This is a genomic window from Paenibacillus sp. MSJ-34 (genome assembly GCF_018918005.1).
Classification (GTDB): domain Bacteria; phylum Bacillota; class Bacilli; order Paenibacillales; family Paenibacillaceae; genus MSJ-34.
The window spans coordinates 50,533-77,019 of sequence record NZ_JAHLPR010000038.1; the positions used below are offsets into that span (position 1 = coordinate 50,533).

Here is a 26,487-nt window from a genome sequence, read left to right on the forward strand (position 1 = left end):
CTTATCCTTTATGACGTGCTATTGCTGAGGGACCTTCTTCCAATCCTCGAGAAATTTCGCAATGCCGGCATCCGTCAACGGATGCTTCCATAAGGAAGGCAGGAGAGAGCCCGGAATCGTCGCGATATCCGCTCCGGCCGTTGCGGCTTGCTGCAAATGAATGATGTTGCGCACGCTCGCCACGATAATTTCCGTTTGCATGCCGTAATTGCGCATAACGGTCTGCAAATCGCGCACCAATTGGATTCCTTCGATCCCGGTATCGTCCAAGCGGCCGACAAAAGGGCTGATATAAGTCGCGCCCGCCTTCGCGGCCATTAATCCTTGCGCTACCGTAAAGACTAGCGTTACGTTCGTTTTGATGCCTTTCTGCGCCAAGTGATACGTCGCTTCAAGCCCTTGCTCGGTCAGCGGCAGCTTAATGACGACATTCGGCGCCCATTGCGCGATTTCCTCGGCTTCCCGGATCATTTCCTCCGTCGTCAACCCGATCACTTCGGCGCTGACGGGACCGTCAACCAGACGGCAAATGCTTTGAATCAGCTCTTGAAAAGGCTTGCCTTCCTTCGCGATTAGACTCGGATTGGTCGTTACTCCGTCTACCAAACCCAGCTTGTGAATTCTGCGAATTTCCTCAATATTGGCCGTGTCGATAAAAAATTTCATTCATCCTTGCTCCCTTCCCTAGAATTTAGCCGATATGCCGAGCGTAAACCGTTACGTGCCGCGAACATAAGCTTGCACGTCGTTCAATATGGCCCGGAAGCTTTCCATATTCCAAGCCGAACGCCCGATGAACAGGCCGGTGACGTCTTCATAGCGCAAATAGCTCATCGCATTATCCTGATTTACGCTTCCCCCGTATAGAACCGGAATGCGGTATCCGGCATCCCCGAACCGTTCCGCCAGAAATTCGCGAATGCGGCGATGAACCTGCGCCACAGCTTCCGGTTCCGCCGGAACGCCCGCCGCACCGATCGACCAAACCGGTTCGTACGCGATCAGCAAACGTTCCGCCGAAGCGGCGGATACGCCGTGCAGACCGATTTTCAATTGGCTGAAGATCGTCTCAAGCGTAACGCCCGCTTCTTTTTGCCGAATATTTTCTCCGATGCATACAAGCGGCCTCATCCGATATTTCAAAGCGGCATGCACCTTTTTGTTAATATCCCAGTCGTTCTCGTTATAATATTGCCGCCGTTCCGAATGGCCTAATTCCACAAGATCCAAACCGATCTCCGCCAACATCGCCGGGGAGATTTCCCCCGTATATGCGCCTTCGTCCGCCCAATGCATATTTTGGGCGCCCAGCATCACCCGTCCGCCGCGCAATACTTCCTTAATCGGCCATAACGACGTATAGGGGGGAATGATGAACAGTTCGACGATCGGATCGAGCCGGTTCTCTCTCGACCATTGGAGCAATTCCGCCGTATACCCTAACCCTTCGGCTAGCGATTTATGCATTTTCCAATTGGTTCCGATCCAGACCCGTTCTTTATTCATGAACGAGAGCTCCTTCCACCCATTCGCGCATCGTCTTCATCATAATCCAGACGGTCGTCGCGCCGGCATCCCGATAACCGATCGCCCGCTCTCCGAGCGATTTGGCCCGTCCGAACTTCGCCGGAATCGATTTCGTATTCTCCACGCCTTGCGCCGCGGCTTCCTCGGCCTCTTTGAGCCCTTCCGCCAACGATTTGGACGCTTGAACGGCCGCGCGCAGCGCTTCCACCGCAGGTTGGAGCGCATCGATCATCGTTTTGTCGCCGAGCTCCGCTTTTCCCCGCACTTTAATGGCGGTCAACGCCCGCCCCCAAATATAAGCGATGGTGGACAAATCCAACTCCTTCATCGGATCGAGCCCTTTGACGCCTCCCATGAACATCGTGCCGAAGATAACGCCGGAAGCGCCGCCCATCGACTTGATCATGGACATGCCTGTCGTTTGAAAGATTTCGTTGACGGAGGACCATTGCTTATTGCGAAGTTCCTCGCTTGCCGCCGTGAAGCCGATCGACATGCCGATGCCGTGATCGCCGTCGCCGATTTGGCTGTCGATTTCCGTCAACAGTTCCTTGCTGCCGATCACCGCTTCCGCTACCTTCAAGAACATATCCCGGGTCTGATCAATGCTTAACGTTTGTACCATCCATGCTAACCTCCCATCTTCGACTTGAAATCCCCTTCCTTATTTCGCAAAATTTTTCAAGCCTTCAAAAAAGGTAGATAAAATCATATATGCCGAGACGGCCCCCGGATCCATATGACCTATTGATCTTTCACCCAATCGACTGGAGCGCCCTTTCTTGGATAATAATTCCGCGGTTTGCTTCATCCCCGTTTCTCCCGCCTTGACTGCGGCTTCAAAACTGGAAATGACATCATTTCCTTCATTCCTGGCTTTAGTCAACGCTTCAACGGCAGGAATCCACGTATCTATCATTGTCTTGTCTCCGATTTCGGCTTTCCCGCGTTCCCGAATTCCTTCGACAGCCGCGACCCAAAATTGAACGATATCTTCTTCGTCAAGCTGCTTTTTCCCTTGCAACTGAGCCCCTCCCCTTAAAAAGGCAGTAGCATACAAAGGTCCGACAGATGAACCTACCGCGTTCAAAAAGGACATCGCCATATCCCTGCATAATTGTGCAAAGTCCGATTCCTGGGCTTGATCAAGCGTTTGAACAATGGCCTTCCAGCCGATCGACATCGTTACCCCGTGGTCTCCGTCTCCAAGAGCGCGATCCAATTCGGAGAGATAATCCTTTTCTTCTTCAATCCTTGCGGCAATCCGATAAAGCGTATACTTAAAGTCTTCGAATGAAAGATTCATACGCGCACCTCCTATTTTTGTACGTACATCGGAGTATCTACGGGATGATCGAGCATTTCGGCAAGTTCGTCATCCAACTTCATAAGAGAGACAGAGCATCCTCCCATCTCCAACGAAGTAACAAACTCGCCGACAAAAGAACGATGAATTTGAATTCCAAGTTCCCTTAATCGCTTTTCTACTCTGCGGAACAGTATGAACAGTTCCATATAAGTCGTCGAGCCCAATCCGTTGACTAAAACGGCGACCCGGCTGCCTTGTTCTAAAGGCATATCGCCGATAATCCGGTTTAATAAATCATCCGCGACTTCGTCGGCAGTCTTGATGATTCCGCGTTCGACTCCCGGTTCTCCGTGAATGCCAAGACCGATCTCCATTTCGTCTTCCCCCAGCATAAAGCTCGGTTTTCCTGTATGAGGGATATAACAAGGAGCCAAGGCCACTCCCATCGTGCGTACACTTTCATTCGCTTTTCTGGCAACGCGTACGACTTCATCCAAAGAGAAACCTTTATCTGCCGCAGCCCCCGCCGCCTTAAACACCAGGAAACCGCCGGCAATTCCTCTGCGTTTCTCAGGTTCTTCCGATGATGCGGATGCGACGTCGTCAGTAACGCGAACCGTCTCCACCTTAATTCCTTCAAATTCCGCAAGTTCTGCAGCCATATCGAAATTCATGCAATCCCCCGCATAATTTCCGTACATATAGATGACCCCGGCACCTTGGTGTACTGCTTTCGTCACTTCCAGGATCGGAGCTGGCGGCGGAGAAGCGAAAATGTTCCCTACCGGTACTCCGTCTACAAATCCTTCTCCAATAACCCCCATAAATGCAGGTTCGTGACCTGAACCCCCGCCGATTACAACACCGACTTTCCCTGATCGTCCTGACGCCGCTTTAACGACCGCTCTATTATTTTGCGGCAAGACTTTCACATATTGGGGATAAGCGGCGACATAACCTTCTATCATTTCGTCGACAACCGCTTCCGGAAGATTGATTAATTTTTTCATCCGCTTCACTCCTCAAGAAAGATATCTTATTTCAAAAATTGATCTAAATTCTCCGGCGTTACAAGCTGAAAGGGAATCCAGTACTCTTGCTCGATTTGTTTCCCTTTTAAATAGTCGACAGCTACTTCAATGGATTTTTCACCTTGACCCTTCGCATCTTGGAACACGGTTGCGTTCAATTTACCGTCTTTGACTGCTTTCAAAGCGTCGGAAATCGCATCTACGCCAATCACCGGGATTTCATCGCGATTTTTGAAACCTTTCCCCTCCAGAGCTTGTACGGCGCCCAGTGCCATTTCGTCATTCTGACTCACGACGGCGTTAATCTGACCTTGAAAAGCTTGCATCCAGTTTTCCATGAGACTCAGACCTTCCGACCGGGACCAGTTAGCGGTTTTTTCAGCTAGTACTTTAATATCCGGATATTTTTGCAAGACGTTATGAATGCCCTCTTTACGCTGCACTTGCGCAGAACTTCCGATCGGACCCTCCATAATAACAATGTTTCCTTTAGGCCCCATTTTCTCCACAATATAATTCATCTCTATTTCCCCGGCAGTAACGTCATTGGAACCGATATAAGATGTAAGCTTATCGCTGTTAACCCGCGTATTCACGCCAAATACCGGTATTCCCGCTTTTACGGCTTTATCGACTGCAACACCCATGGCATCAACATCAACCGGTGAAAAAATAATCGCGTCGTATTTTTGTGAAATCATATTTTCAAACTGAGCAATTTGCGTGTTAACATCGTAATTACCGTCAAACACTTCAATGTCTACGCCCAGTTCTTTCGCTTTTTCTTTTTGGGCATCACTGATCATCACCGTAAATTCGTTTTTTAAACCGTAATGGGTCACCCCAATTTTCAGCTTCCCGTCTTTTTGGCCCGTTCCTCCGTTATCCGGGTCTGTCGAGCCGCCCGATTCCTTGTTACCGGAAGCACATCCGGTTAAGACGAGGATCAAAGTCAAAATCATCATCAAAGTTGTCGTTGTAACGCTTCTCTTTTTCATGTTTCAAGTCCCCCCTATTAAATTAATGAATGGTGTAACCGCCGTCGACTAAATACGTAGATCCGGTTGTAAATGCGGAAGCATCCGAAGCAAGCAGAACGGCAACGCCTCCTAATTCTTCCGGCTCGCCAAGCCGTTTCATCGGAACATAGTCCAAAACATGAGCCAACTCGCCTCCCTCTTCAAATATAGGTTTCGTCATCGCCGTCTTCATATAACCAGGGGCGATAGCGTTTACGCGAATATTATATTTAACCCACTCGGAAGCAAGGCATTTCGTCATCATGATGACGGCGGCCTTTGAAGCGTTATAAGCGCACTGCGCCTCCGTATTTGCGATGTAGCCTGACATCGATGCGATATTAATGATAGAGCCGCCGCCGGTTTTCATCATTTGCAGCCCTACATATTTAGAAACCAGATATACTCCATTGACGTTCACATCCATCGTTCGCTGCCATTCCGCCAACGTTTGCTTTTCCATTTCAATTTTTTGACAAATTCCAGCATTATTCAGGAGCACGTCTATTTTCCCGAATTCGACCGTCGATTTATCGACCATGCGTTGTACTTCTTCTTCTTTCGTGACGTCAACTTGCATTGCAAGCGTGGCTACACCGTATTGTTTTGCAATCTCATCGGCCGTTTGTCGAGCTATTGCGAGATTGACGTCTGCGATCACTACATTGGAACCGAAGGATGCGAAGGCTTGGGCCATAGCTTTGCCAAGCCCAACCGCTCCGCCGGTTACGATCGAAGTTTTGCCCGTAAGATCGAATAATTTTTTGTAATCCATGTTGTAAAACTCCCTTCAAGTCTATTTGTTTGTAAATCTTTTTTATTTCCTAGCTATGCCCGGCTCGTTTTGTTGGATTTGCCGTCAAGCATAACTGCTACAGCGATAATCAAACCTTTGATGATCAATTGATAATACGAGGAAACATTCAATAAATCCAAACCGTTATTGATGACTCCAATGAGCAGCACGCCTACGAGCGTCCCCCACAATCTTCCCTTTCCTCCGTTCAGGCTTGTTCCGCCGATAACTACTGCTGCAATAGCGTCCAATTCATAGGAGGTTCCAGCTTGCGGAAGCCCGGAGGTAACCCGGGATGTCAGCACAATCCCTGCCAATCCGGCCAGAAAACCGCTGACCGTATACACGAATAATTTGACCCTTTTGATGTTCACGCCGGATATAATTGCCGCTTCCTCATTACCGCCAACAGCATAGATATATCTGCCTATTTTGGTTCGATATAAAATGATTGTACTGATGATAAAGACAGCCAGGAGCAATATGACAGGAAAGGGTATGCCCAAAATATCTCCTCCCCCGATGAATTGGAATCCCTCCGATAAATTCGGTATCGGCCGCCCGTCGCTATATACGAATGTCAATCCTCTCGCAGCGCTCATCATTCCTAAAGTGACGATAAACGGCGCAACATTCCATTTGGCTATAACGAACCCATTGATTAAACCAAGTGCCGCTCCGGCCAATAATCCGAAGAAGACGCAAACCATTACCGGATAAGCTCCGCCTTGCGCTAAACTTGCCGCAATTACTCCGGAGAAGGCCAGGATCGAACCGACCGACAAGTCGATTCCCTTTGTCAAAATAACAAAGGTTACTCCAATGGCCAACAAACCGTTAATTGAAATTTGACGCAGCACGTTCATTATGTTATCGAAAGTTAGAAATACAGGACTTATCACGGACAAAATTAGAAAAATAAGAATTAATGCGACAAGTATGCCGTACTCCGACATGAACAACTTTATATTTGAAGCGCTTTGTCTCATTGCAGTTTTAGAGTTATTCGCCGCACCGATGTTATCTGATAACGCCATCGTCTTTCCCCCTCGTATCATGATGATGACCAGTGGCCAGTTCCATTATTTTTTCCTGCGTTGCATCTTCTCCGGACAATTCCCCGGCGATTCCTCCTTCGTGAAACACAAGAATGCGATCGCTCATGCCCAAAATTTCCGGAAGTTCGGAAGAAATCATAATAATTGCGTATCCTTCCGCAGCAAATTGGGACATCAGCTTATACAATTCCGATTTCGCACCAACATCGATTCCCCGAGTGGGCTCGTCCAAAATTAAAATTTGCGGGCTAGTCATTAACCATTTGGCAATAACGACTTTCTGCTGATTGCCGCCGCTTAACAATCCCACTGATTGATCCCGGCTTGACGCTTTTATTTTCAATGAATCCATATAACGATCTACGAAAGCCTTTTCATTTGAACCTTGAATAAATCCAAAAGAGTCCGTTGCACGCTTTAAAGAAGAAATGGTAATATTATGCCGGATTGAACCGAGCAAATTGAGTCCCTGAGCCTTGCGATCTTCCGTTAAAAAGGCGATGCCGTTCGCAATGGCATCCGACGGCTTGCGAATTTTGACGCGACTGCCTGCAACATAAATTTCTCCTTCATCAAGCTTTTGGAGTCCAAAGATCGCTTCCATCACTTCTGACCGCCCCGAACCCATTAATCCCGCTATCCCTACTATTTCACCCCGCCGAACCGTGAACGAAATATTGCGAAATTTACCCGACTTGGTTAAGTTTTTGACTGTCAATAACGGTTCTTTCATTTCAGTCCGCTTTTCAGGGAAAATATCCGTCAGTTCCCTGCCTACCATTTTGGCAATGAGTTCCTTGTTATTGGTTTCATCGGCCGGTTTGGTATCGACATATTGTCCGTCGCGAAATACGGTAATGTCGTCGGCAATTTGAAAGATTTCATTCATCTTGTGGGAAATATAGATGATGCCCTTTCCCTGCGATTTCAAACGTTTGATCACTTTAAACAGTTGATCCACTTCGCGATCCGTAATAGCTGAAGTCGGTTCGTCCATTATAATAATTTTCGAGTCAATCGAGATCGCTTTCGCAATTTCGATCATTTGCATTTCCGATACCGTCAAATGCTTCATTTTCAATTTAGGGTTCAAATGAACCCCTATATTCTCAAGAAGTTCTTTCGCCTTTCGATTCATGGAAGCATAATCAAGCATCAAACGTCCTTTTCGGGTAAATTCTCTTCCGAGAAATAGATTTTCCGCAATTGTCATTTCCGGAATGGGCATCAATTCCTGATGAATCATTGCGATGCCTTCCCTCAACGCATCCCTGGGGTTGGCAAACCGGACTTTTTTGCCGGAAAATACAACTTCCCCTTCGTCCGGATGTTCGATGCCTGCTAAAATCTTCATTAGAGTTGATTTTCCGGCCCCATTCTCGCCCATCAACGCATGAACCGATCCGCTGCGTACTCGAAACGAAACCCTATTAAGCGCTTTCACGCCAGGATAAAATTTAGATATATCGCGCATTTCAAGCAAGTATTCCATTACATTTTCACCTCTTTTCGCGATTTACATTATGAAGCGTTTCGATATAACGGACGGTCTTCGATTTCCCATTAATCAAGATGGAATGAGTCATAACGCGGCCACTCTCGTTGATATGATTTACGCCCTTTAAAAAATTTCCGTCGGTTATACCGGTTGCTGCGAAAAAACATTCTTCCGATTTTACTAGTTCGTTTATGGACAAAGCTTTTTCCGGATTTTCCAAGCCCATTAAAATACACCGCTTACGTTCTTCCTCATTTCCAGGCAGCAGACGTGCCTGCATGTCACCTCCCAGCGACTTGATCGCAACGGCGGAAATGACGCCCTCCGGTGCTCCGCCGACTCCTACGAACATGTCCACTCCCAAAGTTTCCATTGCAGGCGCTATAGCGCAAGTGACATCTCCGTCATGGAATAAGACGATTTTGGCGCCGAGACTTCGGATTTCTTCGATGATACCTTGATGCCTTTCCCTTTGTTGAACCATTACAGTCATATCGCTTAATTCTTTATTAACCGCTCTGGCAACATTTCGTAAGTTTACAATCAAAGGAGCTTGAATATCGATAGAACCTACCGCTTTAGGGCCAACCGCTATCTTTTCCATATACATATCCGGAGCGTGCAGAAGGCTCCCGCGCGGCGCTGCGGCAATCACTGTCGTAGAATTTTCTTGACCGTTCGCAATCAAATTCGTGCCTTCCAACGGATCGACCGCAATGTCTAGGTATATCCCGTCTCCCGTTCCCAATCGCTCCCCAATATACAACATGGGCGCTTCGTCCATTTCTCCTTCGCCGATAACAACAACGGCATTCATCGAGACAGCGTTCAATTGTTCACGCAGAGCTTTCGTCGCAGATGCATCGGCTTCTTCCTTTCTCCCTCTGCCAATCCACCGATACGACGCAAGCGCTGCAGATTCCACTGCGCTTACGAAACCCATCATGATATCATTCATTGCATTCTTTCAACTCCTAACTGCAAGAGCCCGAGTCTAACGATTCCACTTCTTTTTTATTTGCAAACGAATTCAAAAAATCCGCTTCCTGATCCATAATCTTTTGAATTTTTCTGCCCGAATTGCCGCCCTCGAATTCCGAATGGATCCAAGCTTCCACCACTTTTTTGGCCGTTTCCGGACCGATGACTTTCGCACCCATCGTCAACACTTGCGCGTTATTGCTCTTGCGCGCCCGTTCCGCCGAATACGTGTCGTGGCAGAGCGCCGCCCGAATGCCGGGAACCTTGCCGGCCGCGATCGCCACCCCGATCCCGGTGCCGCAAATTAAAATCCCTCTCGGCAGCTTCTCTTCCTGAATATCTTTGGCGACCTTAAACGCGACATCCGGGTAATCGACCGCATCGCAGGAATGGCAGCCGTAATCGACGACTTGATGCCCCATATCCACCAAGTATTGCTTTACCAATTCTTTTAACTCGAATCCGAAATGATCCGAACCTAGACCGATTTTCATACGTCTCCCCCGTTTCTTGTTGCAAATTGCTTCATTCGAAAAACGAAAATGGCTGATATCGTTTCATTTTCACATACTTTTAATATGCTTCATTTATTTTCGTTTGCTTTCGATGTAATTCATATTTTAATTCATTTCACGACATTGTCAATCATTTTTTTTCGTTTATCGAAACATTTTTTTCGAATTCAGTAAGATCAAAAGGTAGTATTAGCGTAAATAATTAGCGGAAGAAATTCAATAATTATTGCCAATATTTGCATCTAGTAAATTAAACCATTATTTCAAAATAACCGCTCCGGTTATTGACATTCCCATAACTAGACGGTATATTATAGGCGTTATTATTTTCGAATACTTTCATTTTTTTTCGTTTTCTCACTATAATTCTTTGTTTTGTGATTGTATACATTGTAATTCTCATCTAATTACTGTATTATGATTTCAATAACGATCTGTTCGGCGAGAGTTGGAAAATAACATTAAGGGTGATGGATTTGGCATCTATATTTGCTGCAGAGAGACAAAAGCAAATTTTGGACTTTCTAAATAAAAAGAAACGGGCCACCGTAAAAGAACTATCCGAAATTCTTAACGTGTCGGAAGCGACGCTGCGTTCGGACTTGCGGACGCTGGAAAAGGATGCGCTCGTCAAACGCACCCACGGAGGCGCCGTTCTTCAGGAAGCCGCGCGTTCCGAATACAGTTTTTCCGTACGGGAAAAGAAGAATCATAGCGAGAAGGTCGCCATTTGCCGCAAAGCTGCGGAATTGATCGAAAGCGGTCAATGCATTTTGTTGGATGGAAGCTCCACGGCGCTGGAATTGGCCCGCATATTGAAAAAGACGCCCATCCGCCTGACCGTCATTACGAACGGCATCTTTGCCGCAATGGAATTGAAAGACAACCCCGAATTAACAGTCATATTAATCGGCGGCGTCATTCGCGTCGGCCATAATTCGCTGGAGGGGACATTAGGAACAAGCATTTTGAACCAAATTAATGTAGACACGATGTTTACTTCGGCAAACGGGTTTACGATCGAAGAGGGATTAACGGATTTCAACGTATACGAGGTGGAATTGAAGAAGGAAATGGTCGCGGCTTCTTCCCGCGTCGTCGCTTTGCTGGATCATAGCAAAATCGGCAAAAACTCGATCGCCGCTTTTGCGGCTACGTCCGCCATTTCAACGATCATTACCGACAGTCAAACGCCTCAATCGATGATTGATCGCATTCGCCGGGAACAGGTGGAGACGATATTGGCGTAACGGCGGATTGCGAAACGTCGAACCTTCCCCTTATCTCCGGCCGGAGATGCGCAAAAAAAGACGGAACTGCAATTCGCTGCAAGTAATCCGCCTCCAAGCCCGTTCTATTCCGCGATGACCACATTGACCATGGACTTTATTTTCTGCAAAAATGCGGGATCCGCCCCGGCATCGGTAATGATCGTATCGATCTGGTCCGTTTCCGCGAACGTGGCCGTCGACTTCTTGCCGAGCTTCGTATGATCGAGAAGAGCGATCACTTTGCCGGCATTGGCGGCCATCAATTTTTTCAATTCCGCTTCATATACGTCGAAGACGGTTAGCCCTTCCGCTTCCGTGAACCCGTGAGCGGACGTGATGAAGACGTCGGCATGCACTTTCGACAACAGATCGGCGCCGAGCAGCCCTTCCAGGTTGCTCGAACCGGAGCGAAGCAAACCGCCGATCACGATCACGTTGATTTTCGGATTCCGGTTCAATTCTTGCGCGGTAATGAGGCCGTTCGTCACGACCGTCAACGAATCGAAGTGCATCAAATTTTTGACCAACTCCAACCCTGTCGTGCTCGCATCGAGTATAATGCATTGTCCGTTCTGGACGAAATCGACAGCGGCCTGGCCGATGGCCATCTTCTCCGCGCGATTGACGTTCGAGCGGGAGCTCATGGCCGATTCGGGCAGCCGCGCTTGCGGCAGCACGGCCCCTCCATGCGTGCGTTCGAGCATGCCCATATCTTCCAGCGCTTTCAAGTCGTTGCGCAGCGTCCCTTCCGATACGTTCAATTCCGCGGACAAATTTTTCACTAAGATTTGTTTTTGTTTATTTATAATTTGAATAATCTTTTTCCTGCGTTCCGGCGCCAACATAATAGCATCTCCCATAACAAATTCGCTTAATTACGATTATATCTTTTTCGTTTTAAAGATTCAAGGACAATAAACATCAACAAACAACAATTGTATTTTGTCGTATTAAGACATGGATTTTGGCCTCCTTAAGCCATTTTCATGTTTTTTTACGTCCATTCCGTAAAATATAGTGTTTTGACAACTAAAAATCAACAAATAAAAATAAAAACATCAATAAATAAAAAATATATTGCAATTAAACAACAATGAAAATATAATGAATAACAAATTAAACCCAATTATCGGCAAAATAATGAAAGGGGTGATGCAAGTTACTTGCAAGCAACGATTGTTGGGTTTTGTTATATCGCATCTTTGAAAGCGCTTTATCATTCTGAATGCAAAGTAAAGGGGATGTAAAGGTTTGAAGAGGTCAAAACATGTTTATCTGATGCTGTCTTTATTGTTACTATTCTCCGTCGTCATGGCCGCTTGTTCGAAAGAAAACGGGCAGCCTGCGGGAGGCGGGCAAGAAAAGCAAGGCGAAACGCAGCAAGCTTCGGAAACCGGGAACAAGCTGAAGGGGAAAAGCATCGAAATGTCGATTCTGGGTATCGGCGGCTGGCTGCCTAGCCAATTGTCCGTAGAAATGGCTCCTATTTTTTCGGAATATGCCAAGGAAAAGTACGGTTACGACGTCACATTTACGTTCTCGGAAGCTCCGTTCTCGTCCTTGTTCCAAAAAGCGGCGACTTCCATGGCGACCGGATCGCAAGAATTCAACATCATTATTAGCGACAGCCAATGGCTCGGCGCTTTCGCCAAACCGGGCTGGATCTCGAATATGAATGAAATTGTCGCGCAGCACGAAGACCTGCAGAAGATCGAATGGTTCGATCCGATCGTGGAAAAAGCGTACATGGCCTATCCCGACGGCTCCGATCAATTATGGGGCTTGCCTCAGGAAGGCGATGTGCTGGTGCTGTACGTGCGGAAAGATCTGCTGACCGATCCGAAAGAAATCGAAGCCTTCAAAGCCAAATACGGATTCGATCTGCCGCAAACGTTTGAAGATTTCGAAAATTTGACGTTCGACAAATACGAGAAAATGGCCGAATTTTTCACCAGGCCGGAACAAGATTTGTATGGAACCGCCAATCAATTCTCCAAAGAATACGATTATCTCACCGGCGGGCTGTATCCGTTCATCTGGTCGTCCGGCGGGGAAATTTGGGAGCCGCAAACGGGGAAAGTCGTCGACATTCTCAATACGGACAATAACGCCGCCGCCCTCAAACGAATGGTCGACATGATGAAATATATGCCTCCGGGAGCGACGAACTACGGCAATGCGCAAATTACCGAAGTGTTCTCGCAAGGCAAGCTGTTCTCCGCTCTGCAATGGGCTGCGGTCGGCGCGGCGATGATTCCGGATTCGTTGAAAGACAAAGTGATGATCGTTCCGATTCCCGGCTACGAAGTGGACGGCAAAATCAAGCGGGTCAGTTCGATCGGCGGACAACCTTGGGTCATTAACAAAAACAACGATGAAGAGCATATGCAAGTCGCGATCGATTTCTTGAAATGGTGGTATTTGCCGGAAACGCAGCTTGAATTCGCGAAGCGCGGCGGCAACCCGACGACAAAGGCCGCCTTGGAATCTCCGGGATTCGAGGATATCCAGCCATGGTTCCGCGCTTACAAATATTCGTTGACGGAAGAACGCTCCCGCGATTTCTGGCATGATCCGAAATATGCGGAATTGTTGTCCGTGCAACAAACGGCGTTCTCGTCTTACGCCACGGGCGTATCGAAAGATCCGAAGAAGGTGCTCGATTACGTCGCTTGCCAGCAGCAAAAAATATTGCTCGACGCGGGAACTTCGACCATTGAACCTCCAAGCTATTGCCAAAATGTAAGCCTATAAGCCTGATTAGGCGCTTCAACGACGGAAGGGGAAAGCCTTCTTTCCCCTTTCCGATCTTACGGGAGGTATCGACAGTGCGAGGAAGAGAGATAAGCATGAAGGAAGAAATCGTACCGCCGTCCGAGCGCAAACGGAAATTTCGGGTATTCGCGAATCCGCGGGTCTTCCCCTATTCGCTTTTGGTCCCGGTATTGATCTTCTTTGTCATATGGAACGTGCTGCCCCTGCTATGGATGGTGGGGCTCAGCTTCTATAAATACGATATCGTCAGCGGCGATCCGGTGAAGTTCGCGGGGATGGCGAACTTTATCGGCATATTCAACAACAACGAACTGTGGCAATCATTGAGCAAGACGTTTCTATTCGTCGTCCTGGGCGTAGGAATTCAAACTTTACTGGGATTGGCGTTAGGTTATTTATTCTGGGGCAGCGCGAAGCTCCCCGGACGGAAATTGGCGCTGACGCTGCTGTTCTCGCCGATGATTTTGACGCCGGTGGCGGCGGGGACGTTTTTCAAGCTCATCTACGATCCCGTCTTCGGCGTGGCGAACTATTATATTCAGCAGTTATTCGGCGTTAAAATCGATTTTCTTGGAGATGCCAAATGGGCGTATCCGGCCGTATTGACGGTAGACATTTGGATGTGGACGCCGTTCATGATTCTCATGACGCTCGCGGCGCTCGGCTCGGTGCCGAAGGCGGAACTGGAAGCGGCGGAAATCGATCGCCTTCCTTGGATGAAGCGCGTTTGGTACATTATGCTGCCGCACGGGAAGTTTATATTGATGCTCGGCATTTTGCTGCGCACGATCGATTCGTTCAAAACGATGGATCTCGTCTATACGATGACATCGGGCGGTCCGGGGAATGCGACCGATCTGATCGCGATCTCCTTGTTCCGCAGAGCGTTCGAAGCTTTCTCGATGGGGAACGCCTCCGCGCTTGCGCTCATCACGCTGCTGGTCGCGATCGCATTCACGTCGATCTATTTGTACATCTTGAAATCGAAAGAAAGGAGGGCGTAACCCGATGTCCCGAAACATACGGCAATGGCTTTATTATGCGGTGCTATGGCTGATCTCGATCGTCTTTTTCCTGCCGGTGCTGTGGATTTTCCTTTCCGCGTTCAAAACGAAGGACCAGTTGCTATCGATTCCGCCCAAATGGATCTTTTCGCCTACGTTCGCCAATATCGCCAAGATGGTGACGGAAGCGAATTTCTTGAAATATATGCTGAACAGCGTCGTCATTTCGTTGACGGCCGTGTTGATCGCCTTAATCGTCTCGTTTCTGGCTTCATACAGCTTCTCCCGGTTTCAACCGAAAGGAACCGATTTCTTGATGTTCTTGCTGCTCTCAATGCGGATGGTTCCGGCGGCCGCCGTCGTTGTCCCGGTCTATTTGATGTATTCGGCTTTAGGCTGGAAGGATTCTTATTACGGCATCATTCTGTTCTACAGCATGTTCAGCATCCCGTTCTCCGTATGGATCTTGAAAGGATTTATCGACGGCGTGTCGGTTCGCTACGACGAAACGGCGCTCGTGAACGGAGGATCGCGCCTGCATGTCATCTTTAAAGTGGTGCTGCCGCAGGTGAAGCCGGGACTCGTCGCCGCGTTTATTTTCAACATTATTTTCGTTTGGAACGAATTTCTGTTCAATTTCATTATCGGGGGCAAAAAGGTGACGACAATTCCGGTCGCTCTCGCTACCGGTTTATATAAAACGGACGGCATCGATTGGACCTTTCTCGGTTCCTTGTCGCTGATCTATATGATCCCGCTCATTCTGGTCATCTATTTCTTCCAAAAATATTTGCTCGTCGGCATGACGTTCGGCACCGTGAGGGGTGAAGTGTGATGGAAACGCAATCCCGCCCCCGCCGTCCTTTCGCATCCGTCGTGCAAATGTTGTTGATCGCGCTATTGATCGTCAGCTTTGTGTGCATCGCCCAACAATGGAGCGCGGCGATCTACCGCTTCGGATTTATATTGTTGATCGTGACGACGTTCGTGCAAATCGCCTTCGGCAATATCGCCGGGACCGCCAATGTCAAACAGTCGATGAAAATGGTCGGCATTACGTTTGCGGTCATCGCTGCGATCTTTGCCGTCGGGATTCTGATCGCGCCATATTTGGTCAACATGAGATAGGAGTGGTTGAGAATGACAATTGCAGTACAATTCAAAAACATATCCAAAACCTATAACAAGTCGATCGTGCTCCGCAACGTGGATTTTGCGGTTGAAATGGGCGATTTTGCCGTCGTTTACGGGCTGCCCGCTTCCGGCAAATCGGTGCTGATGCGGCTGCTGATGGGATTGGAGAAGCCGACGCAAGGCGAGATATGGCTCCGCGGCCGGGACATGTCCCATATCGGGCCGGGAGAGCGCAATATCGGCTACGTTCCGCAATCGTTCGCGCTCTACCCCCATTTAAGCGTCTACGACAATATTGCCTACCCGTTGAAAATGACGAAAGCGCCGGCGCAGGAAACGGATGCGAGCGTGAAGGAAATTGCCAGACTGCTTAAGATCGAGCGGCTGCTGGACAAGAAGCCGGACCAGATTAGCGGCGGTCAGAAGCAGCGGGTCGCCATCGCGCGCGGCCTCGTGAAACGAACGGATATTTATGTGCTGGACGATCCGCTCGCGGGACTGGATTTCAAATTGCGCGAGCAGCTTATCGACGATTTGAAGCAGTTGCAGCGAGAGTTCGGCATGACGTTTCTGTATACGACCTCCGACCCGATCGAGTCGTTGTCGCTAGCCAAGCATATCGCCATACTGGACGGCGGCTCGATCGTGGAATTCGGCGAACCGGAAACGTTGTATGCCGAACCGCGCCACTTGCGGACGATGGAATTGCTCGGTTTTCCGAACGCCAATGCGCTGTCCGCTTCCTGCTACGCACAAGCCGGGGAAACGTGGTGCGACGCCGGGCTATTCCAATTCCCGCTCCGCTTCGATCACAAAGCCGATGCCGGCGCAATCGGGGAGTCGGTAACCGTCTGCTTCCGGCCCGAGCATCTGCACATTCTGGACAACCGTACAGGCGAAGACGCAATCACGATTCCATGCTCGTTAGCTCTGCGCGAAGATTTGGGCGGTGAGGAAATCGTCTATTTGGAAACGAACGGGCAAGGCGGCGCGAACGGCATAGACAGCGAGGGCGGCATTCTGCTGACGACGGTCGTCAGGCATGAAGGCTACGAGATGGTGGCCGATGTGAAGCAAGCCAGCCTGGACCCGGCTCAACTATTCGTATTTAGCAGCCGCACCGGCAAGCGAATCGGCAAAGGAGGGGCGCTCGCGTGTCAACCATAAAAATTGTTAATTTGCGCAAGGAATTTAAAGGCAATGTCGCCATCGAACAGTTGAACTTCGAATTCGCTTCGTCCCAGGTCACTTGTTTGCTCGGGCCGTCGGGATGCGGCAAAACGACGTTGCTGCGCATGATCGCCGGCTTGGAGACGCCGACTTCGGGCGACATCTATTTCGGCGACGAGCGGGTCACTGATCTGTCTCCGCGCCGCCGGAATATCGGCATGGTGTTTCAATATCCGGTCGTCTACCGGGGCATAAGCGTCTACCGCAATATCGAGCTGCCGCTGCTGAGCGAGAAGCTGCCGGCCGCGGAGCGCAAGCGGCGCATTTCCAATGTGATCGAAATGCTCGGATTGCAGGACAGCGCGCACAAGGATATTACGCAGCTTGACAATGCCGCGCGGCAGAAGGTGGCGGTAGCCCGGGCCGTGGCGCGGCAGCCGAAGATTATCCTGTTCGACGAGCCGATCACCAATGTCGACACCAGTTCCAAGCTGGTGTTGAAACGGGCGTTGAAAGAACTGACGCAGCAGTTGAAACAAACGATTGTGTATGTGACGCACGATCAGACGGAAGCGATGACGCTCGCCGACCGGATCGTCCTGATGAAAGACGGCGATATCGTGCAATGCGATGCGCCCCGAAGCCTGTATTTGCAGCCGGAAGATACGTTCGGCGGCTGGTTTCTCGGCAATCCGGGCATGGACTTCTTCGCCGCGCAATGCGATGCGCGGATCGATACGGGCCATGTGCGTCTCCGGTCGCCGTTCCTGGCGGAACCGATATTGCTGGAAGGCCCGGCTCATGCCGGCGAGCTCACCGTCGGAATCCGCCCCGAGCATGTCAAAGTGTCGCATACGCCTTCTCCGCGCGCCGTCGCCGCACGGCTCGTCGATAAATCGATCACGGTCGGCGGGCAATATTTGCTCACGGTAGAGGTTCAAGGCGAACGCTTAAAAGCAAAGGTGGAGCATCAAACGGGAAAATCGGCGGACGAGACGGTGTGGATCGAACTTCCGATCGAACGGCTGATGGTGTTCGACGCGGCAGGCGAGCGCATCCATCACCCGCTCGCGGCAATCGCAAACGGATCGGAAAGGAGAGTGGACTGAATGGCAGCAGGTTATTTGGTAGGTTGCGATATCGGGACGGGCGGAACGAAATCGGTCGTCATCGATTTGAACGGACGCGTGCTCGGAACCCATTACGTGGAATATCCGTTGCTGACGCCCCGTCCCGGATGGGCGGAGCATCATCCCGACACGTATTGGCATGCCGTGGCCGACACGATCAAGAAGGCGTTGGAGCGGTCGAAGGTCGCGCCGGCGGATGTGCTTGGCGTCGGATTAAGCGCGATGTCGCCGGCTTGCATCCTCGTTGATAAGGATCTGAATCCGCTGCAGCGATCGCATATTTGGATGGATAGGCGCGGCACGGAAGAAAGCAAGCAAATCGCCGCCGCGCTCGGGGAACAGGCGGTGTTCGAGCGGTCGGGCAATCCGATCGATCCGTATTACGCCGCCGTCAAAATGCTTTGGGAGAAAAACAACCGTCCCGAATTGTACGATAAAACATACAAATTGTTGACAGCGAAAGATTACCCGTTAATGAAGCTGACGGGGAAATGCTTGACGGATTATAGCAACGCCAGTTTGATCGGAATCGCGTTCGACATCGTCCGCAAGCGTTGGGACGAAGCGATGCTGAAAGAAATCGGGCTCGATGCCGCCAAATTTCCGGACGTTCATCCTTGCGACGAAGTCGTCGGATACGTGACGAAGGAAGCGGCTCAAGCGACGGGACTGCTGGAAGGGACGCCTGTCGTGGCCGGAACGGTCGATTGCAACGCCGCTTGGGTATCGACCGGCATATTGAACGATGGAGAGAACAGCATTACGCTTGGAACGGCTGGCGTATGGGGCGTCGTGCACGAAGCGCCGACGTTCGCCAAGGGAATGATTACGATCGTTCATGCGGCCGATTCCACAACAAAGTATTCCACGGTCGGGGCATTGGTATGCGCCGGAGCGCTCATTCGCTATTACCGGGATACGTTCGGGCAAGTCGAAACGGACGCGGCCGGAAAATTGCAGATTAGCCCTTACGACATGATGAATTTGGAGGCGGAGAAAGTGCCGCCCGGTTCGGACGGCCTCATCGTGCTCCCCTATTTCATGGGCGAGCGCACGCCGATGTGGGATCCGCTGGCGCGCGGCGTGATGTTCGGCGCTTCGCTGTATCACGGACGCGGCCATTATATCCGCGCCTTTATGGAAGGCGTATCCTACGGCATTAAGCAAAATATCGAAATCGCCAAACAGGCCGGATTGCGCATCGACCCGCTCGTTACGATGGTAGAAGGCGGCGCGAACAGCAGGCTGTGGCGCGGCATCATGGCCGACGTGCTCGGCGTGAAGACGAAGCATGTCAAGGATTCGCTCGGCGCCCCTGTGGGGGATGCGATTGTCGCCGGCGTGGGCGTAGGCGCCTTCCGCGATTATGGCATCGTCCTCGATTGGCTTGGCTCGAATCAAACCGAACAGCATGCGCCGAACGAAGCAAATCGTATGTTGTATGAGAAGCTGTATCGTTTATACGAATCGTTGTATCCGAAATTGCGGGACGACTTTGTTCAGCTTTCGGAAATTACCGGATACCGGTAAGTTCGTTCTGCAAGTTGCCATTCTATTCAATAGATTTCATTAGATAAAAAATAAAGAATTGCCCAGCTTACTATTTGGAGGAGAGAACAATGAAAAATTTATGGGTACGGGAAACGGCGAAATCTTTGGACGACTTTAGTTTGCTCGTCTACGCCTCGAATTTGCTCGGAGCCGACACCGCTTTAGTGCAAGGCGGCGGCGGCAATACTTCCTTGAAGCGGACGGAACGCGATTTCATGGATAGGGAAATCGAAGTGCTTCGGGTGAAAGCGAGCGGTTACCAGCTGTCTACGATCGGCCATGAAGGATTTGCGGGCGTCAAACTGGACGACGTGCTGCCTTTGTTAGAGCGGGACAATATGACGGACGACGAAATGGTTCGCTATATTTCCCATGCGTTGACGGCGCAAGATTCGCCCCGTCCGTCGATCGAAACGCTGCTGCACGGATTCATTCCTTATCGATGGGTGCTGCATTCCCATGCCGACGCCATTTTGAGCCTGGCGAACAATGCGAATGCGGAAGAACTGATTTCGGAGATTTTAGGCGAGGATATTTTGATCGTTCCATATCACCGTCCCGGATTCCTCGTCGCGAAGCAAGTGGGATTGGCCGTACGCGGCAACAGGGATGCCGGCGGGCTTGTCCTTCTGCACCACGGCTTGGTGACATGGTCGGATGACTGCGAAGAAGCGTACGAGCGCCACATCGAATTGGTGGATCGCGCAGAGACGGCGATGCGCAAAGCGCTCGCGGCCAAGATCGTTTTTCCGGCTCGGCCGGATTTGCCCGCGCTCGACCGGGAAGAGAGAGGGCGAATTGCGGGCGATGTGGCCCCGGCGCTGCGCGGAGCGTTAAGTTCGCCATTGCCGATGATTCTGACCTTCGACGATTCGGACGAAGCGCTGGAATTCGTCAATGCGGAGAATGTGCATGTGCTGTCGCAAACCGGCCCGGCTACGCCCGAACATGTGCTCAGTACGAAGCCGCGCCCGCTCGTTGTGCAAACGGACGACCCGACGAATACGGAGGCGCTGAAGAATGCGCTGCGGCAAGGGGTGGAGACGTTCCAGCGCGACTACTTGGCGTATTGCGGGAAGTACAATACGGCTGGCCATACGCCGCATAATCCGGTGCCGCGCCTCGTGCTCGTGCCGGGAATCGGCCTGTGGGGCGTCGGAACGGACGTATCCGATTCGCGCGCGCCGATGGAGATTTACAAACATACGGTGCAAATCATGAAAGGCGCCGAAGCGATCGGTTCGTTCCGAACGATGCCCGAAGCGGAAGTGTACAGCGCCGAGTATTGGCCGATGGAGCTTTACAAGCTGAGCATGCGTCCGAAGCCGAAGGAGCTGAACGGCAAGGTGGCGTTCGTCACAGGCGCGGCGCGCGGCATCGGCCTGGCGGCGGCGCAAATTTTACTGCGCGAGGGCGCGTGCGTGATGCTCACCGATTTGGACCAGGCCGGACTCGACGAAGCCGCCGGTCATCTGGCGCCATACGCCGGGCGGTTCGCCACGGCTGTCGTCGATGTGACCGACGAGCGCTCGGTGAAGGAAGGCGTCGCGCGGTGCAGCCTCGTCTTTGGAGGCATCGACATTCTCGTATCGAATGCCGGCATTGCCCCGGTCGGCGATATTCTCAACCTGCCGCTGCGCACATGGGAGAAGAGCTTTGCCGTCAACGCGACCGGCCACTTTCTCGTCTCGCGCGAAGTGATCCGGGTAATGCAGGATCAAGGCAGAGGAGGCAGCCTCGTATACATTAACACGAAGAACGCGCTCGCCCCGGGCAAAGATTTCGGCGCCTATAGCTGCGCCAAAGCGGCGGAAGCGCAATTATGCAGAATTATCGCGCTTGAGCACGGCAAAGACAAAATTCGCGCCAATATGATCAACCCCGACGGCGTGTTGACGGATCTATGGTCGCCGGATATGAGAGCGAACCGCGCGAAAGCGTACGGGGTAGAAATCGATCAATTCGAAGATTTTCTGAAGGATAGAACGCTTCTGAAAGAAACGGTACGCGTCGAAGACGTCGCCGAAGCGGTGCTGTATTTGGCAAGCGACCGCTCCCGCGTAACGACGGGCTGCATCATCTCCGTCGACGGCGGAGCGCGGGAAGCTTTCCCAAGGTAAACGTTCTCGAAACTTTTTTGGACGCCTATAAACGGGTTTAAAGCAATGATTTTTCAGAGGGCAGGAGGGATTCCATGAAAATTGCGATTGGCAGCGATCATCACGGCTTTGCTATGAAAGAATCGATAAAAACGTTTTTGCTGGAAATCGGAGTGGAAACCGAAGATTACGGTTGCTATCATTGCAGCGACACCGATTACCCCGATGTGGCGTTTGCGGTGGCGAACGATATTCGCGCGGGGAAATACGAACGCGGCATTCTTATCTGCGGCACGGGCATCGGCGTGGCGATTGCCGCAGGCAAAGTGCCCGGCATCCGCGCGGCATTATGCCACGATACGTATTCGGCGGAACGGGCGCGCAAGAGCAACAATGCGCAAGTGTTGACGATGGGAGCCAAAGTGATCGGTCCGGAAACGGCGAAAAAAGTGGTGGAAGCCTGGGTACGTTCGGAATTCGAAGGCGGCAATTCAGCGCGTAAAATCAACAAAATTATCGAGCAGGAACTCATTTTTTTGGGAGGGGTTCACGATGAAGAAGCTGGTCAATCTTCCGGATGCGGTAGTTGACGAGATGGTGGAAGGTTATGCGGCTGCGTTTCCGCAATATGTGACCATCTCGCCGGACAATCACCGCGCGCTCGTTCGCGCGGTTGCGCCCCCTCCCGGCAAAGTGGGAATCGTAGTCGGCGGCGGGTCGGGCCATGAACCGGCATTCATGGGCGTCATCGGCAAAGGGATGGCCGACGGCGTGCCGGTAGGCAACATCTTCGCTTCCCCTCCCCCGCTTCCGATTGTGACGGTAACCAAAGCGGTCGATGCCGGGGCGGGAGTTCTCTATATGTACGGCAATTATGCCGGAGATTGCATGAATTTCGATATGGCCGCCGAACTGGCCGACATGGAAGGAATTCGCGTGGAAACGGTGCGCGTGACCGACGACGTTTGCTCCGCGCCTGCGGCGGAGCGCGACAGACGGCGCGGGATTGCGGGAGGTTTCCTAGCGTTCAAAGCCGCAGGAGCGGCGGCCGATCTAGGTTATTCGTTGGATGAAGTAGTCCGCATCGCATCGAAAGCCAACGATCATATCCGTACGATGGGAGTCGCGTTATCCCCTTGCTACAATCCGCAAACCGGACGGCCAAGCTTCATGCTGGGCGACGATGAAATGGAGATCGGCTTGGGAATTCACGGCGAACCCGGCGTAGAGCGAGGAACGGTACAACCGGCGGACGAAACGGCCGATGCCTTGTTCGATACGATTGTCGCCGATATGCCGCTTGCGGGTAGGGATCGCGTGGCTGTACTGGTAAACGGATTAGGTTCGACAACAAGGATGGAACTGCTCATTATGTTCCGCCGCATCGAACGGCGATTGCGGCAAATCGGCGTAACCATTCACCGGTCCTATGTCGGCGAATTTGTCACTTCGCTGGAGATGGGTGGCTGCTCCGTTACATTAATGAAATTGGACGACGAGCTCGCGCAAATGATCGATCATCCCGCTGATACGCCCATGTTCGTGCAGGTCTAAATAGGATGACAGGGGGAGGAAACTGCGATGTACAGAATGATAGCCATCGATATCGACGATACCCTATTAAACGACGATATGATCATTACCGATGAAACGAAGCAAGCGATACGCGATGCAATCGACAACGGCATTGTCGTCACATTGGCAACGGGCAGAATGTATCCGTCCGCAGTCCAAATTGCGAGGCAACTGGACTTAAACGTTCCGTTAATTACGTATCAAGGCGCCAAGATCAAAAACCTGCTGGACCAAAAAACGGTCTACGAACGTTTCGTACCTCAGCCTATCGTACAGGCGGTATTCGACTATGCCCGTCGGCAGGGCCTTCATTTGCAGGTATACCATGACGATATCTTATATTCGAGAGAGGATCATGAATTCGTACGAACCTATTCCGATACGCTGCTTGTTCCCTATACAGTCGCTCCGAACTTCGACGGACTTGCCGATAAGCCGCTTAACAAGCTGCTGATTGCCGATCGTCCCGACAAGGTGGATTGCATATGCGAAGAATTGATGTCGATGTTCGGACAAGCTGCGTATATCACCAAATCGAAGCCCGAATACGTTGAAGTTCTTCATGTGGAGGCGACGAAAGGACATGCGTTGGAATATTTGGCCTCACATTACGAAATCCCAATGGCGCAGGTGATTGCAATCGGAGACAGTTGGAACGATCATGAAATGATCGAAAGGGCCGGATTAGGCGTTGCCATGGGAAACGCCATTCCCTCGCTGCAACGATTGGCCGACTACGTTACGCTCACTAACAATTTGAACGGAGTCGCCCATGTCATCCGGAAATTTATGTTGGATGCCCGATAATGAAATGAAACAAGATGACTTCTGTATGCCGGAAGTCATCTTTATTTTGTTACATTCCGCTCGCTTTCACCGTTTCCACGCCCCCTATAGCCAATGAGCCGCTTGGGTAAGGCTTATCCTGCACCGCTTTTACCGCTTCTTCCGTCAAATTCAAGATTGCGATTGCATATTCGCGAAATGCGCTTCCTTTTTCCGACAGCGTGACACCTTTCGAATGCCGGTAAAATAACGGAACCCCCAATCCGGCCTCCAGTCTCCTAATTCTAGTCGTTTTAAGATCCGACAATTCCACAACTCTCACCCGGTTTCGTGTATCATAGAGAGAATAGGAGTGAAGATCAGGTATGAAAAAAGAATGGTGGCTGTTATTCTTGGCCGGAGCCTTGGAGGTTGTATGGGTGTCCGGATTGAAACATTCAACCGAATGGTGGCATTGGATCGGTACGGTCGCAGCGATCTTATTCAGCTTTGCCATGTTTATTATCGTAGCACCCAAACTGCCTCTTGGAACGGTATATGTCATCTTTACGGGGCTCGGCACGGCGGGCACGGTCATTGCTGAAATCCTTATTTTCGGCGAGCCGGTAAATCCAATGAAATTGATGCTTATCGCTTTGATGGCTGTGGCGGTTCTAGGGCTCAAGCTCGTCACAAAGGATGCGGAAGAAAACGAAAGGAATGAAGCTTAATGGCATGGGTTGCTCTCTTATTCGCCGGCCTTAGCGAAATCTTAGGCGTTCTTGCCTTGAAGAGCGTTACAAAGTACCGGAACTTGCTGTCTTATATCTTCTTTATTTTTGCGTATGCCAGCAGCTTTTCGTTATTGACGTTTGCCATGACGGAAATTTCCATGGGTACCGCTTATGCGATCTGGACCGGCATCGGCGGCGTAGGCAGCGCTTTGCTTGGGATGTTTGCCTTTGGCGAAGCGAAAGATTGGCGGCGGCTCATTTTTATTTTCCTAATTCTCGCATCGGCCGTTGGGCTTAAATTAATTTCGTAATTTTAAATTGACCCCCGGACTTTTAGGCTCCGGAGGGGATTTTTATGTACTTGTAGCACCCCCCGATTAAAGTGACTTCCCGTCACTTCTCTTTCCCGGTTCCTCGGTGCCTCCCTCTTTCCGCCTTTTGCCGAAATCCCATTCGCTCAGGTAAGGCATCTGTGTCTGCCGCGTGGCCGACGGACGAGCACTTCGAACAATCAGATTGCGGCTCTCGCTCCGGCTCCAACTGCGGGTGCGGCAAGAGTAACTACAAATATCCAGTTATTATCGCTGAATCAGGCCAATTTCGCTTTAGCAACTGCAAAAATCCAGTTGCTCAAAGCGCAAACCACCCTTTGTCCCGATTGTCGGCCATTTTAACTGGATTATTGCAGTTGCTCGACCTAATTATCGCGTTTTTGCTGAAATTAACTGGATTTTCGCAGTTGCTATGGCGTACATCACGGGGGGTTCTAAGCGGCAAGGTAGTCAGGGAAAAGTAGTTCGTGGTGAGATCGTTCGGGCATGAGATTCCGGGTGGAGTATCAGGGTAGAGTGTCAGGTTGAGTTACGGTTACTGTATCTTACCCGCCGACTTTTTACAGTGTCTCCGACGCTGGTATTCCCCTGTTATCCGCCTTCTGTCGAAGTCCCTTTCACTCAGAATTGGAATATGGCGGCCTGCTGCAGTGACTCCATTCCCTTTTACCCCTTATTGTGCCTTTTCTCGAAATCCCATTCACTCAGGGAACATTGTGGGTGCCGCAGTGACTCCTTCCCCGTTTCTCCTTTTTGCGCCCTTTGTCGAAATCCCGTTCGCTCAGTATAAATGAAATGCGGTCTGCGGCAGTTCCTTCCCCGTTCCTTTTTTACACCTTTTGTCGAAATCCCCTTCACTCAGGGCTAAGGGAAATTATTCTGTAATAGAGAAATAGCCCAATATTCAATTCTGTAGCAGGGATCACGAGCCCAGACCGGGGAGCCTGTTGCGACTTTCTGAACCAAGGGGATTTCGACAGAAGGGCAAGGAATGCAATAAGTTAACGGAAAGGGGTAGAGATGGCAACGTTACTTTTTCCGCATAAAAAATACCGCCATCGAGCTGACTCGATAACGGTCTTTGATCGCTTGGCAACGTCCTACTCTCCCAGGACCCTTCGGTCCAAGTACCATCGGCGCTGGAGGGCTTAACGGTCGTGTTCGGGATGGGTACGCGTGGAACCCCTCCGCCATCGCCACCAAACGGATTGCT

Annotated in this window: 27 protein-coding genes and 1 rRNA gene; 14 read left to right on the forward strand and 14 right to left on the reverse strand. The window is 50.7% G+C overall.

The annotated features are described in order from the left end of the window. Window positions 1-18: 18 nt before the first annotated feature. The 11 genes from fsa to rpiB (KQI79_RS19325) are packed head-to-tail and all read right to left on the reverse strand — an operon-like array spanning window position 19 to window position 9,713. Window positions 19-666, reverse strand: coding sequence for a fructose-6-phosphate aldolase (fsa, locus tag KQI79_RS19275; RefSeq protein WP_216539927.1), 648 nt, complete (start codon window positions 664-666; stop codon window positions 19-21). Between the two features lie 51 nt (window positions 667-717). After that, complete coding sequence (locus KQI79_RS19280; RefSeq protein ID WP_216539928.1) at window positions 718-1,506, reverse strand: triose-phosphate isomerase; 789 nt, start codon at window positions 1,504-1,506, stop codon at window positions 718-720. Then, window positions 1,499-2,152 carry a dihydroxyacetone kinase subunit DhaL gene (gene dhaL, locus KQI79_RS19285; RefSeq protein WP_216539929.1) on the reverse strand — a complete coding sequence of 218 codons (654 nt, stop codon included), beginning with the start codon at window positions 2,150-2,152 and terminating at the stop codon, window positions 1,499-1,501. Before dhaL (KQI79_RS19285) ends, KQI79_RS19280 begins: the two co-directional genes overlap by 8 nt. Window positions 2,153-2,191: 39 nt before the next feature. Further along, on the reverse strand, window positions 2,192-2,833 hold the full coding sequence (dhaL, locus tag KQI79_RS19290) for a dihydroxyacetone kinase subunit DhaL (RefSeq protein ID WP_216539930.1): 642 nt from the start codon (window positions 2,831-2,833) through the stop codon (window positions 2,192-2,194). An 11-nt stretch (window positions 2,834-2,844) separates the two neighbouring features. Further along, entirely contained in the window at window positions 2,845-3,846 is a 1,002-nt protein-coding gene (locus tag KQI79_RS19295) for a dihydroxyacetone kinase subunit DhaK (protein ID WP_216539931.1), read from the reverse strand. 26 nt (window positions 3,847-3,872) lie between these two features. Continuing rightward, entirely contained in the window at window positions 3,873-4,865 is a 993-nt protein-coding gene (locus KQI79_RS19300) for a substrate-binding domain-containing protein (protein ID WP_216539932.1), read from the reverse strand. Window positions 4,866-4,887: 22 nt separating this feature from the next. Then, window positions 4,888-5,661 (reverse strand): SDR family NAD(P)-dependent oxidoreductase, encoded by a 774-nt coding sequence (locus KQI79_RS19305; RefSeq protein WP_216539933.1) that lies wholly within the window; start codon window positions 5,659-5,661, stop codon window positions 4,888-4,890. 53 nt (window positions 5,662-5,714) lie between these two features. Further along, window positions 5,715-6,671 (reverse strand): ABC transporter permease, encoded by a 957-nt coding sequence (locus tag KQI79_RS19310; RefSeq protein WP_216539957.1) that lies wholly within the window; start codon window positions 6,669-6,671, stop codon window positions 5,715-5,717. A 31-nt stretch (window positions 6,672-6,702) separates the two neighbouring features. After that, entirely contained in the window at window positions 6,703-8,232 is a 1,530-nt protein-coding gene (locus KQI79_RS19315; protein WP_216539934.1) for a sugar ABC transporter ATP-binding protein, read from the reverse strand. 7 nt (window positions 8,233-8,239) lie between these two features. Continuing rightward, window positions 8,240-9,196, reverse strand: coding sequence for a class II fructose-bisphosphatase (gene glpX / locus KQI79_RS19320; protein ID WP_216539935.1), 957 nt, complete (start codon window positions 9,194-9,196; stop codon window positions 8,240-8,242). 16 nt (window positions 9,197-9,212) lie between these two features. Continuing rightward, window positions 9,213-9,713 carry a ribose 5-phosphate isomerase B gene (rpiB, locus tag KQI79_RS19325; RefSeq protein ID WP_216539936.1) on the reverse strand — a complete coding sequence of 167 codons (501 nt, stop codon included), beginning with the start codon at window positions 9,711-9,713 and terminating at the stop codon, window positions 9,213-9,215. Window positions 9,714-10,210: 497 nt separating this feature from the next. On the opposite strand from rpiB (KQI79_RS19325), the gene KQI79_RS19330 reads away from it, so the two are divergent. Further along, on the forward strand, window positions 10,211-10,984 hold the full coding sequence (locus KQI79_RS19330) for a DeoR/GlpR family DNA-binding transcription regulator (RefSeq protein ID WP_253298268.1): 774 nt from the start codon (window positions 10,211-10,213) through the stop codon (window positions 10,982-10,984). 104 nt (window positions 10,985-11,088) lie between these two features. Here the strand turns inward: KQI79_RS19330 and KQI79_RS19335 are convergent, their stop codons facing one another. Next, on the reverse strand, window positions 11,089-11,850 hold the full coding sequence (locus tag KQI79_RS19335) for a DeoR/GlpR family DNA-binding transcription regulator (protein WP_216539937.1): 762 nt from the start codon (window positions 11,848-11,850) through the stop codon (window positions 11,089-11,091). A gap of 406 nt (window positions 11,851-12,256) precedes the next feature. Here KQI79_RS19335 and KQI79_RS19340 point away from each other — a divergent pair, with 406 nt between their 5' ends. From KQI79_RS19340 to KQI79_RS19390, 11 genes are all read left to right on the forward strand, one after another. Further along, a complete protein-coding gene (locus tag KQI79_RS19340; protein WP_216539938.1) occupies window positions 12,257-13,759 on the forward strand; it encodes an extracellular solute-binding protein in 1,503 nt (500 codons plus the stop codon). 74 nt (window positions 13,760-13,833) lie between these two features. After that, the gene (locus KQI79_RS27735) at window positions 13,834-14,784 is read left to right on the forward strand and encodes a carbohydrate ABC transporter permease (RefSeq protein ID WP_216539939.1); all 951 of its coding nucleotides are present in this window, start codon (window positions 13,834-13,836) and stop codon (window positions 14,782-14,784) included. 4 nt (window positions 14,785-14,788) lie between these two features. After that, window positions 14,789-15,619 carry a carbohydrate ABC transporter permease gene (locus KQI79_RS19350; protein WP_216539940.1) on the forward strand — a complete coding sequence of 277 codons (831 nt, stop codon included), beginning with the start codon at window positions 14,789-14,791 and terminating at the stop codon, window positions 15,617-15,619. Then, window positions 15,619-15,912 (forward strand): hypothetical protein, encoded by a 294-nt coding sequence (locus tag KQI79_RS19355; RefSeq protein ID WP_216539941.1) that lies wholly within the window; start codon window positions 15,619-15,621, stop codon window positions 15,910-15,912. The genes KQI79_RS19350 and KQI79_RS19355 overlap by 1 nt, the downstream gene beginning before the upstream one ends. Before the next feature lie 12 nt (window positions 15,913-15,924). Beyond that, on the forward strand, window positions 15,925-17,085 hold the full coding sequence (locus tag KQI79_RS19360) for an ABC transporter ATP-binding protein (RefSeq protein ID WP_216539942.1): 1,161 nt from the start codon (window positions 15,925-15,927) through the stop codon (window positions 17,083-17,085). Beyond that, on the forward strand, window positions 17,073-18,197 hold the full coding sequence (locus KQI79_RS19365) for an ABC transporter ATP-binding protein (protein ID WP_216539943.1): 1,125 nt from the start codon (window positions 17,073-17,075) through the stop codon (window positions 18,195-18,197). Before KQI79_RS19360 ends, KQI79_RS19365 begins: the two co-directional genes overlap by 13 nt. Beyond that, the gene (locus KQI79_RS19370; RefSeq protein WP_216539944.1) at window positions 18,198-19,748 is read left to right on the forward strand and encodes an FGGY-family carbohydrate kinase; all 1,551 of its coding nucleotides are present in this window, start codon (window positions 18,198-18,200) and stop codon (window positions 19,746-19,748) included. It abuts the gene before it with no gap. 89 nt (window positions 19,749-19,837) lie between these two features. Next, the gene (gene rhaD / locus KQI79_RS19375) at window positions 19,838-21,889 is read left to right on the forward strand and encodes a bifunctional rhamnulose-1-phosphate aldolase/short-chain dehydrogenase (RefSeq protein WP_216539945.1); all 2,052 of its coding nucleotides are present in this window, start codon (window positions 19,838-19,840) and stop codon (window positions 21,887-21,889) included. 74 nt (window positions 21,890-21,963) lie between these two features. Beyond that, the gene (gene rpiB, locus KQI79_RS19380; RefSeq protein WP_216539946.1) at window positions 21,964-22,458 is read left to right on the forward strand and encodes a ribose 5-phosphate isomerase B; all 495 of its coding nucleotides are present in this window, start codon (window positions 21,964-21,966) and stop codon (window positions 22,456-22,458) included. Beyond that, complete coding sequence (locus KQI79_RS19385) at window positions 22,421-23,422, forward strand: dihydroxyacetone kinase subunit DhaK (protein ID WP_216539947.1); 1,002 nt, start codon at window positions 22,421-22,423, stop codon at window positions 23,420-23,422. The genes rpiB (KQI79_RS19380) and KQI79_RS19385 overlap by 38 nt, the downstream gene beginning before the upstream one ends. Window positions 23,423-23,449: 27 nt before the next feature. Next, window positions 23,450-24,250 (forward strand): Cof-type HAD-IIB family hydrolase, encoded by an 801-nt coding sequence (locus KQI79_RS19390; RefSeq protein ID WP_216539948.1) that lies wholly within the window; start codon window positions 23,450-23,452, stop codon window positions 24,248-24,250. 49 nt (window positions 24,251-24,299) lie between these two features. On the opposite strand, the gene KQI79_RS19395 is transcribed toward KQI79_RS19390, so the two are convergent. Further along, window positions 24,300-24,551 carry a LysR family transcriptional regulator gene (locus tag KQI79_RS19395; protein WP_483311400.1) on the reverse strand — a complete coding sequence of 84 codons (252 nt, stop codon included), beginning with the start codon at window positions 24,549-24,551 and terminating at the stop codon, window positions 24,300-24,302. A gap of 43 nt (window positions 24,552-24,594) precedes the next feature. Here KQI79_RS19395 and KQI79_RS19400 point away from each other — a divergent pair, with 43 nt between their 5' ends. Beyond that, a complete protein-coding gene (locus KQI79_RS19400) occupies window positions 24,595-24,939 on the forward strand; it encodes a DMT family transporter (protein WP_216539950.1) in 345 nt (114 codons plus the stop codon). Beyond that, the gene (locus KQI79_RS19405) at window positions 24,939-25,253 is read left to right on the forward strand and encodes a DMT family transporter (protein ID WP_216539951.1); all 315 of its coding nucleotides are present in this window, start codon (window positions 24,939-24,941) and stop codon (window positions 25,251-25,253) included. Before KQI79_RS19400 ends, KQI79_RS19405 begins: the two co-directional genes overlap by 1 nt. A 1,108-nt stretch (window positions 25,254-26,361) precedes the next feature. On the opposite strand, the gene rrf is transcribed toward KQI79_RS19405, so the two are convergent. Then, window positions 26,362-26,478 (reverse strand): 5S ribosomal RNA (gene rrf, locus KQI79_RS19410). Window positions 26,479-26,487 lie beyond the last annotated feature (9 nt).

Coding starts and splice junctions, on each gene's coding strand:
- dhaL (WP_216539930.1), bottom strand. CDS start 2,833: ATGAATCTTTCATTCGAAGACTTTAAGTATACGCTTTATCGGATTGCC.
- KQI79_RS19315 (WP_216539934.1), bottom strand. CDS start 8,232: ATGGAATACTTGCTTGAAATGCGCGATATATCTAAATTTTATCCTGGC.
- KQI79_RS19360 (WP_216539942.1), top strand. CDS start 15,925: ATGACAATTGCAGTACAATTCAAAAACATATCCAAAACCTATAACAAG.
- KQI79_RS19370 (WP_216539944.1), top strand. CDS start 18,198: ATGGCAGCAGGTTATTTGGTAGGTTGCGATATCGGGACGGGCGGAACG.
- rpiB (WP_216539946.1), top strand. CDS start 21,964: ATGAAAATTGCGATTGGCAGCGATCATCACGGCTTTGCTATGAAAGAA.
- KQI79_RS19335 (WP_216539937.1), bottom strand. CDS start 11,850: ATGTTGGCGCCGGAACGCAGGAAAAAGATTATTCAAATTATAAATAAA.
- KQI79_RS19390 (WP_216539948.1), top strand. CDS start 23,450: ATGTACAGAATGATAGCCATCGATATCGACGATACCCTATTAAACGAC.
- KQI79_RS19310 (WP_216539957.1), bottom strand. CDS start 6,671: ATGAGACAAAGCGCTTCAAATATAAAGTTGTTCATGTCGGAGTACGGC.
- KQI79_RS19355 (WP_216539941.1), top strand. CDS start 15,619: ATGGAAACGCAATCCCGCCCCCGCCGTCCTTTCGCATCCGTCGTGCAA.
- KQI79_RS19280 (WP_216539928.1), bottom strand. CDS start 1,506: ATGAATAAAGAACGGGTCTGGATCGGAACCAATTGGAAAATGCATAAA.
- KQI79_RS19305 (WP_216539933.1), bottom strand. CDS start 5,661: ATGGATTACAAAAAATTATTCGATCTTACGGGCAAAACTTCGATCGTA.
- glpX (WP_216539935.1), bottom strand. CDS start 9,196: ATGAATGATATCATGATGGGTTTCGTAAGCGCAGTGGAATCTGCAGCG.
- KQI79_RS19300 (WP_216539932.1), bottom strand. CDS start 4,865: ATGAAAAAGAGAAGCGTTACAACGACAACTTTGATGATGATTTTGACT.
- KQI79_RS19295 (WP_216539931.1), bottom strand. CDS start 3,846: ATGAAAAAATTAATCAATCTTCCGGAAGCGGTTGTCGACGAAATGATA.
- KQI79_RS19385 (WP_216539947.1), top strand. CDS start 22,421: ATGAAGAAGCTGGTCAATCTTCCGGATGCGGTAGTTGACGAGATGGTG.
- fsa (WP_216539927.1), bottom strand. CDS start 666: ATGAAATTTTTTATCGACACGGCCAATATTGAGGAAATTCGCAGAATT.
- KQI79_RS19400 (WP_216539950.1), top strand. CDS start 24,595: ATGAAAAAAGAATGGTGGCTGTTATTCTTGGCCGGAGCCTTGGAGGTT.
- rpiB (WP_216539936.1), bottom strand. CDS start 9,713: ATGAAAATCGGTCTAGGTTCGGATCATTTCGGATTCGAGTTAAAAGAA.
- dhaL (WP_216539929.1), bottom strand. CDS start 2,152: ATGGTACAAACGTTAAGCATTGATCAGACCCGGGATATGTTCTTGAAG.
- KQI79_RS19405 (WP_216539951.1), top strand. CDS start 24,939: ATGGCATGGGTTGCTCTCTTATTCGCCGGCCTTAGCGAAATCTTAGGC.
- rhaD (WP_216539945.1), top strand. CDS start 19,838: ATGAAAAATTTATGGGTACGGGAAACGGCGAAATCTTTGGACGACTTT.
- KQI79_RS19350 (WP_216539940.1), top strand. CDS start 14,789: ATGTCCCGAAACATACGGCAATGGCTTTATTATGCGGTGCTATGGCTG.